This is a genomic window from Mesorhizobium sp. RSR380A (assembly GCF_054719385.1).
Window position 1 is genome coordinate 2,761,400 of the sequence record NZ_JBTTIB010000001.1, and the last position, 12,127, is coordinate 2,773,526.

At 63.1% G+C, this 12,127-nt stretch carries 14 protein-coding genes; 8 read left to right on the plus strand and 6 right to left on the minus strand.

Annotation, left to right across the window (positions count from 1 at the left end):
• Positions 1 to 429 precede the first annotated feature (429 nt).
• Positions 430 to 816, plus strand: coding sequence for a DUF2794 domain-containing protein (locus ACYG9Z_RS13355; protein ID WP_023683844.1), 387 nt, complete (start codon positions 430 to 432; stop codon positions 814 to 816).
• Between the two features lie 116 nt (positions 817 to 932).
• On the opposite strand, the gene ACYG9Z_RS13360 is transcribed toward ACYG9Z_RS13355, so the two are convergent.
• The 4 genes from ACYG9Z_RS13360 to ACYG9Z_RS13375 form a co-directional block, all read right to left on the minus strand.
• Positions 933 to 1,514 (minus strand): GNAT family N-acetyltransferase, encoded by a 582-nt coding sequence (locus ACYG9Z_RS13360; RefSeq protein WP_023683843.1) that lies wholly within the window; start codon positions 1,512 to 1,514, stop codon positions 933 to 935.
• A 117-nt stretch (positions 1,515 to 1,631) separates the two neighbouring features.
• Positions 1,632 to 2,372, minus strand: coding sequence for a Bax inhibitor-1/YccA family protein (locus tag ACYG9Z_RS13365; RefSeq protein ID WP_023671726.1), 741 nt, complete (start codon positions 2,370 to 2,372; stop codon positions 1,632 to 1,634).
• Between the two features lie 239 nt (positions 2,373 to 2,611).
• Positions 2,612 to 5,161, minus strand: coding sequence for an ABC transporter permease (locus tag ACYG9Z_RS13370; RefSeq protein ID WP_023752723.1), 2,550 nt, complete (start codon positions 5,159 to 5,161; stop codon positions 2,612 to 2,614).
• Entirely contained in the window at positions 5,161 to 5,862 is a 702-nt protein-coding gene (locus ACYG9Z_RS13375; protein WP_031244202.1) for an ABC transporter ATP-binding protein, read from the minus strand. The genes ACYG9Z_RS13370 and ACYG9Z_RS13375 overlap by 1 nt, the downstream gene beginning before the upstream one ends.
• An 85-nt stretch (positions 5,863 to 5,947) precedes the next feature.
• Here ACYG9Z_RS13375 and ACYG9Z_RS13380 point away from each other — a divergent pair, with 85 nt between their 5' ends.
• Entirely contained in the window at positions 5,948 to 6,592 is a 645-nt protein-coding gene (locus ACYG9Z_RS13380) for an arylesterase (protein WP_023745434.1), read from the plus strand.
• Positions 6,593 to 6,862: 270 nt separating this feature from the next.
• Positions 6,863 to 7,459 carry an RNA 2',3'-cyclic phosphodiesterase gene (thpR, locus tag ACYG9Z_RS13385; protein WP_023671722.1) on the plus strand — a complete coding sequence of 199 codons (597 nt, stop codon included), beginning with the start codon at positions 6,863 to 6,865 and terminating at the stop codon, positions 7,457 to 7,459.
• Here thpR and ACYG9Z_RS13390 read toward each other — a convergent pair.
• A complete protein-coding gene (locus ACYG9Z_RS13390; RefSeq protein WP_023702599.1) occupies positions 7,363 to 7,890 on the minus strand; it encodes a low molecular weight protein-tyrosine-phosphatase in 528 nt (175 codons plus the stop codon). The genes thpR and ACYG9Z_RS13390 overlap by 97 nt on opposite strands.
• A gap of 104 nt (positions 7,891 to 7,994) precedes the next feature.
• On the opposite strand from ACYG9Z_RS13390, the gene ACYG9Z_RS13395 reads away from it, so the two are divergent.
• The 5 genes from ACYG9Z_RS13395 (at position 7,995) to ACYG9Z_RS13415 (ending at position 11,398) form a co-directional block, all read left to right on the plus strand.
• Positions 7,995 to 8,291, plus strand: coding sequence for a 4a-hydroxytetrahydrobiopterin dehydratase (locus tag ACYG9Z_RS13395; protein ID WP_023752725.1), 297 nt, complete (start codon positions 7,995 to 7,997; stop codon positions 8,289 to 8,291).
• A gap of 119 nt (positions 8,292 to 8,410) precedes the next feature.
• Positions 8,411 to 8,773, plus strand: a complete 363-nt coding sequence (locus ACYG9Z_RS13400; protein WP_023752726.1) for a YkvA family protein — start codon at positions 8,411 to 8,413, stop codon at positions 8,771 to 8,773.
• Positions 8,774 to 9,087: 314 nt separating this feature from the next.
• A complete protein-coding gene (locus ACYG9Z_RS13405; protein ID WP_023671718.1) occupies positions 9,088 to 9,591 on the plus strand; it encodes an invasion associated locus B family protein in 504 nt (167 codons plus the stop codon).
• A 110-nt stretch (positions 9,592 to 9,701) separates the two neighbouring features.
• Positions 9,702 to 10,934, plus strand: coding sequence for a dual-specificity RNA methyltransferase RlmN (rlmN, locus tag ACYG9Z_RS13410; RefSeq protein WP_023710246.1), 1,233 nt, complete (start codon positions 9,702 to 9,704; stop codon positions 10,932 to 10,934).
• Complete coding sequence (locus ACYG9Z_RS13415) at positions 10,931 to 11,398, plus strand: hypothetical protein (RefSeq protein ID WP_023694539.1); 468 nt, start codon at positions 10,931 to 10,933, stop codon at positions 11,396 to 11,398. The genes rlmN and ACYG9Z_RS13415 overlap by 4 nt, the downstream gene beginning before the upstream one ends.
• Here ACYG9Z_RS13415 and ACYG9Z_RS13420 read toward each other — a convergent pair.
• Positions 11,370 to 12,011 (minus strand): LysE family translocator, encoded by a 642-nt coding sequence (locus ACYG9Z_RS13420; RefSeq protein WP_023694540.1) that lies wholly within the window; start codon positions 12,009 to 12,011, stop codon positions 11,370 to 11,372. The two genes, ACYG9Z_RS13415 and ACYG9Z_RS13420, sit on opposite strands and share 29 nt — an antisense overlap.
• Positions 12,012 to 12,127 lie beyond the last annotated feature (116 nt).

The window sequence follows — 12,127 nt, forward strand, 5'->3', positions numbered from 1 at the left end:
CCGCAAACTGGGCACCGCAGCCTCCGGCAAATTCTTCAAGCAGCCAAAAACAAAAAAACCGACGTCAGCTTGCTTCTGACGTCGGTCATTTAGGTTTTGGGATCGTCGCACCCGGTCTCTCCCTGAGGAAAGTCCGAGGTTGGTTCGATCCGACGCAGACCCGTGGGCGGGGGGCTTGGGGTTTACGAGCCGGTGCCGGACCGAACCGTCTCAGGCAACGCCGGTAAATTCGTCGGACATTGGGGCATGAGCGCGGATAAAAAAAGGCGGAAATGTGGCGAGGCATCACCAATTCAAACACCGCGTTTTATAAAAGTGACTGGACGTTGCGAAAACAGCGCAGACCCGGGATGGTTAGCCGGGCCTTGCAATTCCACGGCGAACACGCCAACTTCTGCAAGCGAGATTCATTTTCAAAGGGATCGCGGGATGACCGATCGCAGCGGTGGGACGGAGGATGGGGACGCATCCGCAATATTGATCCCGCTGCACGAGGCGCGACGCGAACGCCTCGACCAGCCGGTCCGTTTCGACCGGCGTGAACTCGACGAGATCCTGAGGCTGTACGGACGCATGGTCGCCGCCAACGAATGGCGCGACTATGCCATCGATCATCTGTCTGATCGGGCTGTGTTTTCAGTCTTCCGCCGGGCCAGCGAAGTGCCGCTGTTCCAGATCGTCAAGGATCCGAAACTGGCGCGCCGGCAAGGCGCCTTCGCCGTCATCGCCGCCGGCGGCCGAATCCTCAAGCGTGGCCAGGAACTCGGTCGCGTGCTCAACGTCTTCGATGCTAAGCTGAAGATTGTCCAGGCCTAATTGAGAATTGGGGAATTGAAGAACTGAAGAATTGAAAAAAGAGGATGTAACGGTCGAAATACCGCCGGGTTTGTTCTCAGCTATTCAAATCCTCAATTCTTCAGTTCTTCAACTCCTCAATTCCCCCTCCTCAGGCTCTCACGAAACTTCCGCTCCGGCAGCGAATGCGGATCGGGCGGAACCGTTACGCCGCCATTCAGCGACAGCTGCATGAACACCGTGTCAAGCCAGCGCCCATGCTTGTAGCCGGAGCCTTCCAGGCGACCGGAATGGCGAAAGCCGAGCTTTTCATGCAGCCGCACCGAGGCGCTGTCTGCATGGCCGTCGCCGATCACCGCGACGATCTGGCGAAAGCCCGCCATACGGCAGGCTTCAATCAGCGCCTGCATCAGCAGCAGCCCGACGCCCTGGCCCTTCGCATCAGGCGCGACATAGACGGAATCCTCTACGATGAAGCGGTAGGCCGGGCGCGGCCGGAACGCGCCGGCATAGGCGTAGCCGAGCAGCGCGCCATCTCGTTCCGCCACCAGATAGGGAAAGCCCCCCGCCGTCAGGCTGTCGAAGCGCCCACCCATCTCAGTGCGGCTGGGCGGCTCGAGCTCATAGCTCGCGGTGCCATGCGTCACGGCATCGCCGTAGATCTCGGTGATTCGGCCGAGGTCGCCTTCCAAGGCCGCGCGGATGGAAATAGTGCTCATGATTTATGCAGACGATTCATCTGCCTCCATGACAGCAAAGGCCGGCACAAAAGAAAAGGGCGGCCGTTGGCCGCCCTCTTGATATCAGCTGGTCCAGTTGCCTGATGGGAAGACCGCCTAGCGGCGATCGCCCATGAACTGCAGCAGGAACATGAACAGGTTGATGAAGTCGAGATATAGCCTCAACGCGCCCATGATCGCCTTGCGGCCGGCAACGTCGGCCTGATCGCCTTCGTAGTACATTTCCTTGATGGTCTGCGTGTCATAGGCGGTGAGCCCGGCGAAGATCAGCACGCCGATCGCCGAGATGGCGAAGCCGAGCGCCGACGACTGCAGGAAGATGTTGATCAGCATGGCGATCACCAGGCCGACCACGCCCATGACCAGGAACGAGCCGAACGCCGAAAGGTCGCGCTTGGTCGTGTAGCCGTAGAGCGACAGCGCGCCGAAGGCGGCCGCCGTGGCAAAGAAGGTCTGAGTGATCGAGGCGCCGGTGTAGACCAGGAAGATGGTCGACAGCGACAGGCCGACCAGGCCCGAATAGACCCAGAAGGTGGTTTGCGCCGCGGCCACGCTCATCGACTGGATCCTGAACGACAGGAAGAAGACGGCGGCGAGCGGAGCCAGGATGACCACCCAGCGGAAGGCGCTGGCATAGATCAGCGTGCCGAAAGCGGTCAGCTGTCCGTCGCCGGTGACGGCGAGCTGGAAAGCGCCCCAGGCGGCGACGCCGGTGATGAGGAGGCCAAGCCCCATCAAATTGTAGACCTTGAGCATGTAAGTGCGCAGGCCTTGGTCGATGTCGGCGCGCGCGCCCGGCACGGCCGAAGTCTGGTAGTTGCGAATGGGCTCAGCCATTGGAATCCTCTGTTGCTTCTGCCCCGTACGGTGTCAGGCCCTTTCGGACCTGGGCGCCGCTGGCGGGGCTCCAGCATGCCTGTGGCGAAATATGATGGTTCTTGACGTCAAGAACAAGACCGTAACGGGCTGCAACGCTTGGTGAATCTCCGGAAGCCGGTTTTCTTGGGCTTCCATGACTGCACATTACCAAGATTTAATCGGAAACGGCAGATTCGGCCAACCTTGCCGTTTTGGGCCTAGAGGTCGCGCAGCACCGGCGCCGCCTTGTGCCCGAGCACCCGCCAGGTGCCGGCAAGGCCGATGCCGACCGTGATCACCAGCGCAAACACCAAGGTCGCCACTGCCACCTCCGGCATGAAATGCGACGGCAACGTCATGATGCGGGCAACGATGTACCAGGCGGCGATGCCGCCGGCAGCCAACGCAAACACCGCGGTGGCCAGGCCGATCAGCATGTATTCCAGCGAAAACGCCGCGATCAGCGTGCGCCTCGTAGCGCCCAACGTCTTCAGCACCACGGCATCGTGGATGCGGGCGCGATTTCCCGCGGCGAGCGCGCCGGCCAGCACCAGCACCGAAGCGATCATCGCCACGCCGGCCGCGGCCCGGATCGCCGTGCCGAGCTGGCCGACCAGCCGGTTGACGACGTCGAGCGCGTCCTTGACCCGAACTGTCGTCACCGCCGGGAAGGCGCGGGTGACGGCGTTGAGCAGGCGGGCATCCTCTGCTGCCGTGGCATCCTTTTCGGTCAGCGTCGCCAGCCAGCCATGGGGCGCGCCTGCAAAAGTGTTGGGCGAGAACACCATGACGAAGTTGATGCCCATCGTCTCCCATTGCACCTCTCGGAAATTGGCGATCCTGGCCGTCACATTGCGTCCGAGCACATTGACGGTGACGGTATCGCCGAGCTTCAGGCCGAGCGCCTTGCCTTCATCGTTGGAGAACGAGACCAGCGGTTCGCCGCTGTAGTTCTCCGGCCACCAGCTGCCCTCGGTCAATGTCGCATTGGCCGGTTGTTTGGCGTCGTAGGTCAGGCCGCGATCGCCGCGCAGCACCCAGGCGCCTTCCGATGGCACATCGGCCTTGTCGACACTAACGCCGTTCAGCGCCATCACCCGGCCGCGCAGCATCGGCACCTTGACCAGCGTTCCCTTCGGCGCCTCATTGCCGATCAATGTCGAGAAGGCATCGACCTCGCTATTCTGGATGTCGACGAAGAAGAAATTCGGCGCCCGTTCCGGCAGACTGCCGGAGATCTGCTGCCTGAGATTGCCGTCGATCAGCGCCAGCGTCACCAAAAGCGTCAGCCCGAGGCCCAGCGACAGCACGACGGACGGCGTCAGCGCGCCGGGCCGGTGGATGTTGCCGATGGCGAGCCTGAGCGCGACCGAGCGCACACGCGGGCTTTTGCGCGCCACCCACTGCACCAGCGCACCGACCAGGCGCAACACCAGAAAGGCAAAGACCGTCGCGCCGACGAAGATCAAGGCGATGCGCCGGTCGCCGGAAAACAGGATGGCGAGCGCCGCCAAAGCGACCGCGATGCCGACCGCCGTGGCAAGATAGGGCAGGCGTGGAAAGCCGCGGCCCTCAAAACCCATTTCGCGAAACAGCGCGGTCGCCGGCACATCGCGGGCGCGGCCGAGCGGCAACAGCGCGAAGGCAAGCGTCACCAGCAGCCCGAACAGCGCGGCAAGAGCCAGCGCACCGGGATAGAAGCCGCCTTTAGCCGGCACCGGAATGACCGACTGGAGCGCAGCGCTGGCAGCAAACGGCACGGCGGCGCCGAGGATGAGGCCAAGCGCGATGCCGAGGCCGGCGATCATCAGGATCTGCACGAGATAGACGGTGAAGACGAAGCCGCCCGAGGCGCCAAGGCTCTTGAAGGTGGCGATGACGCCGCGCTTGCCGTCGAGATAGGCGCGCACCGCATTGGCAACGCCGACGCCACCGACGACCAGCGCCGTCAGCCCGACCAGCGTGAGGAATTGCGAGAAGCGCTCGATGTTGGCCGACAGCGCCGGCGCCGCATTGGAACGCGTGCGGATCGACCAGCCGGCTTCAGGGAAATCGCTCGCCGCCCGATCTTGGATGGTCTTGAGATCGGCCTCGCTGGCGCCGGCCGGCAGCCGAACCTTGTAGGCATTCTCGACCAGGCTGCCTGGCTGGATCAGGCCGGACGCGGCAAGCCCCGCGGTCGAGACCATCAGCCGCGGCGCGAAGCCGAAACCGTCCGACACCGCATCCGGTTCGCTCACCAGCCTGGCCCGCAATTCGAATGTCGCGCTGCCGACCTTCAGCCGGTCACCGATCTTCACATTCAGCCGGTCGAACAACAGGTCGGGCGCGGCGGCGCCAAAGACGCCTGATTTCTCGCCGAACAAATCCTTTCTGCCAAGCTGCGGCGCGGTCTCGATCGCGCCATAGAGCGGATAGACGTCGTCGACGGCCTTGGCCTCGACCAGCGCCTGGTCGGAGCCGTCTTCCAGCCGCGCCATCGAGCGCATATTGGCGCTGTGCGACACAGTGCCGAGGCGGTCGAGGAAGGTGCTTTCGGCTGGCGTCGCATCGCGCTGGTTGAGCTGGAAGCGCAAGTCGCCGCCAAGCAGCGTCTGGCCCTGGTCGGCAACGCCTGCGGTGATCGCCTGCGCCACCGAATTGACCCCGCCGATTGCAGCGACGCCGAGCGCGATGCAGGCAAGGAAGATCATGAAGCCGGACAGTCCGCCGCGCATCTCGCGCAGCGAGAAGCGGAACGCGAGCTTCAGCGTCTGCGACAGTGGCATCAGGCCGGCACCTTGACCTGCGCTACCGGCGCATCCTCGATGCGGCCCGAGCGCATCGACACCTGGCGCGAGCAGCGCGCCGCAAGGGCCGGATCGTGCGTGACCAGCACCAGGGTCATGCCGCGCTCGGCCGCCTTGGCGAACAAAAGGTCGGCAACCTGCCGCCCCGTCGCCTGGTCGAGATTGCCGGTCGGCTCGTCGGCGATGAGAATGCGCGGCGACGGCGCCAGCGCGCGGGCGATCGCCACGCGCTGCTGTTCGCCGCCGGACAGCTCGCCCGGATAGTGGGTGACGCGGTCGCTCAAGCCCACCGCTGCCAGCTCGCGCGCCGCGACACCGAACGGATCGGCATGGCCGGCCAGTTCCAGCGGCACCGCGACATTTTCGAGCGCCGTCATGTTGGGAATGAGATGGAACGACTGGAAGACGATGCCGATGTTTCGGCCCCGAAACGATGCGACCTCGTCCTCGCTTTTGCCGTTCAGCAATTCGCCGGCAATGCGCACCGTGCCCGAATCGACCCGCTCCAGCCCGGCCAGCACCATCAGCAAGGTCGACTTGCCGGAACCCGAAGGGCCGACAACGCCGGTCGCCTCGCCGCGCGTCACGTCAAGGCTGACGCCTTTCAGCACATGCACAGACGAAGCCCCTTGGCCCAGGGTCAGGGATATGTCTTTAAGCGCGATGACGGCTTCTGTCACAATTAAAGCGTCCTATATCAGGATGAAGGCTCTGCTGCCGGAAGCCGTCGCCGGAAGAATTCCTCGGGTATATGGGGGCTGCCACATGTCTTTCAAACGCTTGAATGCCGCAGGGCTCGTCCTTTTCGTCACCCTTTGCGGCGCCATTTCGTCTGTGCGAGCCGAGACGTTCACCATCGTCGGCTTCGGCGACAGCCTGATGGCCGGTTTCGGCCTCGGGCCTGGCGATGGCTTTACCGACAAATTGCAAGCTGCGCTGCGCGCCAAAGGCCATGACGTCACCGTCGCCAACGCCGGCGTTTCAGGCGACACCTCGAGCGGCGGCTTGGCGCGGCTTGACTGGTCGGTACCGGATGGGACAAGGCTGGTTATCCTCGAACTCGGCGCCAACGACATGCTGCGCGGCGTCTCGCCCAGCATCACGGAAAAGAACCTGGACGACATGCTGGCGAAGCTGAAAGCGCGCAAGATCGCGGTGCTTTTGGCCGGCATGCGCGCCGCTCCCAATCTCGGCGCCGACTATCAGAACGCCTTCGATGCGATCTATCCAAAGCTTGCCGCGAAATACGATGTGCCGCTCTATCCGTTTTTTCTCGATGGCGTCGCCGGGCAGTCCGGCCTGCAGTTGGAGGATGGCCTGCATCCCAATCCGAAGGGCGTCGCAGCGATGGTCGAGCGCATCCTGCCCGCCGTGGAGAAGGCGATTGCGGCAGTTCAGGGTGGCGGTTGAACGCCGGCGTGACGAGAATAACACGCGGCGATCATTTTGACCGGTGTGGCCAAAAAGGACATATAGCCTCCAAAAGGAGGGTCATATGGCCATTATCATCAAGAGAGAGGACGCTGTTCGCCTCGCGCGAACTTTGAAACAAAAGACCGGGCTGCAGAGGGCCCGGGTCGCCTGTTCGTAAAAATGCCTGCAACCAACAAACCACTTGCCCCGTTTGACTATCGATGATTCGCTAGGGGCACAGTTCGATTCGAGGAAGGGAGGCTCACCATGCCGCGTCTTTTCACCGCCCTCGAAATACCCCGTGACGCCGCTCTTTCGCTGTCCCTGCTCAGGGGCGGCCTGCCCGGAGCCCGCTGGATCGATGTCGAAAACTACCATCTGACGCTGCGCTTCATCGGCGACGTCGAAGGCCATATCGCCGACGAAATCGCCAACGCGCTCGACCGGGTGCACCGCCCATCCTTCTCGCTCACCCTGTCCGGAGTTGGCGCTTTCGGCCAGAAGAAGCCGCACGCCGTCTGGGCCGGCGTCTTCGCCTCGCCCGACCTTTCGGCGCTGCAGAGCGAAATCGACCGCATCTGCCAGCGGCTCGGCCTGCCCGCCGACCCGCGCAAGTTCACCCCGCATGTTACGCTGGCACGCTTGCGCAATTCGAGCCCGCTCGACGTCGCCCAGTACCTGTCGGCGCGCGGCAATTTTGCGACGCTACCGTTTCGCGTCGGCCGCTTCGTGCTGATGTCGTCGCGCGATTCGGTCGGCGGCGGTCCCTACATTGTCGAGGAGGCGTGGCCGCTCTCCGGCGTCGACGCCCGCGCCACCAATCTCGTCGCCAGCGCCTCCGACGCTTCGCGGATCATGCGGTAGACCGAAGCGAACGCTTCGGCCCCGTCATAATAGGGATCCGGCACGTCGCGGGTTTTGCCCTGCGCAAACTCTGCCAAGAGATGAATACGTTCCCGCGCACCGGCCGGCGCCAACGCCTTGAGGTCGCGGACATTTTGCCGATCCATGCCGAGGATCAGGTCGAAGCGCGAAAAATCCTCCGGCCTGACCTTGCGTGCCCGCTGCCCTGATATGTCGAGGCCGTGGCGGGCCGCAATCGCGATCGAGCGCGGGTCGGGCGCTTCGCCGAGGTTCCAGCCGCCGGTCGCCGCAGAGTCCAGCACGATGTCGTCCAGCACCATGTCGCGGCCGCGTTCCGCCAGCACGGCGCGAAACACGCCTTCGGCCAGGGGTGAGCGGCAGATGTTGCCGAGGCAGACGAAGAGTATGGAATTTATCGGCTTTACGCTCATTCGATATGCGCCGTTCGTGCATTTGGAAGCCCAAAACGCAAAGGACTTTTGGGCGACTTGCATTATGGTGAGGGTCGATATCTGGGATAGCACGGGAAATCATCATGACGAGAGAGAAACTCAGCAAGGACGCCATCGCCGGCGCACTGGCCGAACTGGCCGGCTGGTCGCAGGCAGCCGATGGCGCCTCCATCAAGCGCAGCTTCGACTTCAAGAATTTTTCCGAAGCCTTCGCCTTCATGACCCGCGTCGCGCTGGCCGCCGAGAAGATGGACCATCATCCCGACTGGTCGAACGTCTACAAGACTGTCGACGTGACGCTCAACACCCATGATGCCGGTGGTATCACTGCGCTCGACATCGCGCTGGCCAAGAAGATGAATGGGTATGCTGGCGGCTGAACGCTGGGGCGGCAACGCCAAATCGGCGCCATCCTCTTGCAGTGGACCGGGACTTTCACCACATTTTCCGTGGCGGCCGCGCGCAACGCGTAGCGCGACGGCCGGCAAGGAGAGGATTGATGGCGCAGCAGCCCGGTTTTGATTTCTTCGGCTTCGGCAGCAAGCTCGGCGACGAGAGTGAAGTGCGCGCCAAATTCTGGCGCAAGGCCAAGAAGGCCGCCCGGCAGATTCCGTTCATGGAAGAGGTCGTCGCCGGCTATTATTGCGCGCTCGACAGGAAGACGCCTTTGCGTGCCAAGGGCATATTGCTGGCAGCGCTTGGCTATTTCGTGCTGCCGGTCGACGTCATACCCGATTTCGTCTTCGGCCTCGGCTTCACCGACGACATCGCCGTGCTGACCGCCGCGATCTCCACGGTAAGCGCCCATATCACCCCTGCGCACCGCAAGGCCGCCAAGGAGGCGATCGCCGACAAGAGCTGAATCGGCGTCGCGTTGGCAACTGGGTTCAGAAGAAATCCTCCGCTCAAACAGGACGATAGCGGCTTGGCTTCGGGTTCCGCTGCGGCCGTTGGAAAAGTCAAACTCTTGCCGCTTTCGTGGCCTCCAAGTCGCCGCAGGGACATTGCGAAAGCCGTTTTTTCAAGAGGCGGCGCGGAAATGGCGGTGGTTTCCATGGGTGAATGTCCTTTTCCGAGGGAAATTCACCGTTTGGTAACCCAGATTAAATCAAAATGAAGCGACGGGCAGGACGCCAAGCCGGCCTGCCCCGCACCATTTGGAATACGGGAAAAGCGATGCGCGGATTGATTGCACTAGTCTCGAGCCTGGTCCTGGTGGCTTTTGCCGCGCCGGCGCTGGCGCAGCAGGCGACCAAGATCGGCCAGCACAATGCCTGGGGCACCTACAGCTACCAGGCGCAGGGCGGCAAGGTCTGCTATGTGCTCACCGTGCCGACCGACAAGCAGCCGCCGACGCTCGATCACGGCGACATGTTCTTCTTCGTCAGCCAGCGGCCGGGCCAGCAAGTGTCCTACGAGCCGCAATTCATCGCCGGCTACACATTCCAGGAAGGCTCCAAGGCCACCGTCACCATCGACAAGAAGACGTTCTCGATGTTCACCCGCGGCAAGTCGGCCTGGGTCGAGAACGCCGCCGAAGAGCCGGTGCTGATCGCCGCCATGAAGACCGGCACCGACATGAAGGTCTCGGCGAAGTCTGGCCGCGGCAATCCGACGACCTATGTGTTTTCGCTGAAAGGCATCTCGGCCGCGCTGACGTCGATCGCCAAGTGCAAGTAGGCTAGCGCGGTTCCCGCCGCATGACTCTCGCCGCAACCTGTGCTATGCGCCGCGCTTCTTTTCGGCACGATGGATGAAATCGGCCGCAATTCGCTTATATTGGCGCTGATATGACCCTTTCCTTCGATCTCACCACTGAGGGCGCACGCGACGCGTTGCGCGCTCGCGCCACGCCCGAGAAGCCGTCGCTGATCGGCCTGACCCGGGCCGAGCTCGGTGAAGCCCTTGTCAGTGCCGGCATCGTGCCCGAGCGCCAGGCGAAAATGCGCGCCCAGCAGCTCTGGCACTGGATGTATGTGCGCGGCGTCTCCGATTTTGCCGGCATGTTCAACATCTCCAAGGATCTGCGCGCCGAACTCGACAAGCATTTTACCGTCGCCCGGCCCGAAATCGTCGAGGAGCAGATTTCCTCCGACGGCACGCGCAAGTGGCTGTTCCGCTTTCCGCCGCGCGGTGCCGGCCGTCCCGTCGAGATCGAGACCGTCTACATCCCCGAAGAAGGCCGCGGCACGCTCTGCATCTCCTCGCAGGTCGGCTGCACGCTGACCTGTTCGTTCTGCCACACCGGCACGCAGAAGCTGGTGCGCAATTTGACGGCGGAAGAGATCCTGGCGCAATTGCTCACCGCCCGCGACCGGCTCGGCGATTTCCCCGACCGCGACACACCCGACGGCGCCATCGTCCCTGCCGAGGGCAGAAAAGTCTCCAACGTCGTCATGATGGGCATGGGCGAGCCGCTCTACAATTTCGAGGCGGTGAAGAAGGCGCTGCTGATTGCCTCCGACGGCGACGGACTGTCGCTGTCGAAGCGCCGCATTACGCTCTCGACCTCCGGCGTGGTGCCCGAGATCTTCCGCACCGGCGAGGAGATAGGGGTCATGCTGGCGATCTCGCTGCACGCCACCAATGACGATCTGCGCGACCTGCTTGTGCCGATCAACAAGAAGTATCCGCTGAAGGAACTGATCGAGGCCTGCCGCGCCTATCCCGGCCTGTCCAACGCCAAGCGCATCACCTTCGAATATGTGATGCTGAAGGACGTCAACGATTCCATCGAGGACGCCAAGGGGCTGATCAAGCTGCTCAAAGGCATTCCAGCCAAGATCAATCTGATCCCGTTCAACCCGTGGCCGGGCACCAACTATCAGTGCTCGGACTGGGAGACGATCGAGAAATTTGCCGACTACATCAACAATGCCGGCTATGCCTCGCCTATCCGCACGCCGCGCGGCCGCGACATCCTGGCCGCCTGCGGGCAGCTCAAATCCGACTCCGAACGCATGCGCAAGGTCGACCGCCTGGCGCTGGAAGCCATGATGATTGCGGGGCATGGCGAGGCGTGAGCCGCCTCTTCGCCTATATCCTCCGTTTCGCTGTCATCCTGTTCGGCTATGTCGTCGCCTCATTGGCGGCGAGCGCCTTTCTCAACGTGCTGTTCCTGGCTTCCGTCGGTTATATGCCGGACGATGCGCACCCAGCGGCGGCCGCGGCGCTGTATTTTTCGATCCCGTTCGTGGCGCTGTTTGTCGCCTATTTCGCTTTCATACCGGCGGTGGTCGCAATCCTGATCTCCGAGGTCCTCAGCCGCCGCGACTGGCTGTTCTATGCACTCGCGGGCGGCTTGGTGGCCGCGGCCTTCCTTGGCTTCGTCCACCAGAACGTGGATTTCGACGTCACCGAACCGCGCGCCATCGCCGCGGTGATCGGCTGCGGCATGGTCGGCGGCATCTTCTACTGGCTAAGCGCCGGCCGCTGGGCCGGAAGCTGGTGGCAGGCCGCTACTTCGCCTGAGCGGTCAGGATCTTGAGCGCGAAGGCCGAAAACACACCGGCAAAGAGATAGTCTACCACCCGCGTCACCCGCGGGCTGGCCTTCATCGCCGCCGAAAACCTTTCCGCAGCAAACACCATCGGCGCTGTCACCGGGACCGACAGCACGATGAACATGAGGCCGAGGAAGAACAGTTTTCCCGGCGCGTTCGGATCGTGAGCGGAGACGAACTGCGGCAGAAACGTCATGAAGAACAGGATGATCTTCGGGTTGAGCAGATTGACGCCAAGCCCGGCAGCCCAGCTGCGGAACAGCGAAATCTGCGGCCCGTTCTTCTTCTGCGGTGAAAACGCCGAGCCCTTGGTGATTGCCTGCCAGGCCAGGAACACCAGATAGGCGGCGCCGAACGTTTTCAGCACGAGGAAGGCCATTGGCGAGGCGACGATCAGCGCCGAGATGCCGACCGCCACCAAAGTTGTGTGGATCAGCGTTCCGAACAGAGCACCCGCCAGCGAGGCAAAGCCGGCGGCGCGGCCCTGGCTCAGTGTGCGCGAGACGAACAGCGTCATATCCGGCCCCGGCGTGATCGCCAGGATCATGGTGGCGATGGCGAACTGGATCAGCGTGGTGGTGTCGGGAATGAAGGACATCGGTGGGCCCTGGCGAATGATCGTCGGTCTATAACGCAGCCTCCCGGCTCACGCCAGCAACTGACTGGCGTGGCATCTGGTCCAGCGGCTGCGGCGGTCGGAGCCCGTTCATCCCT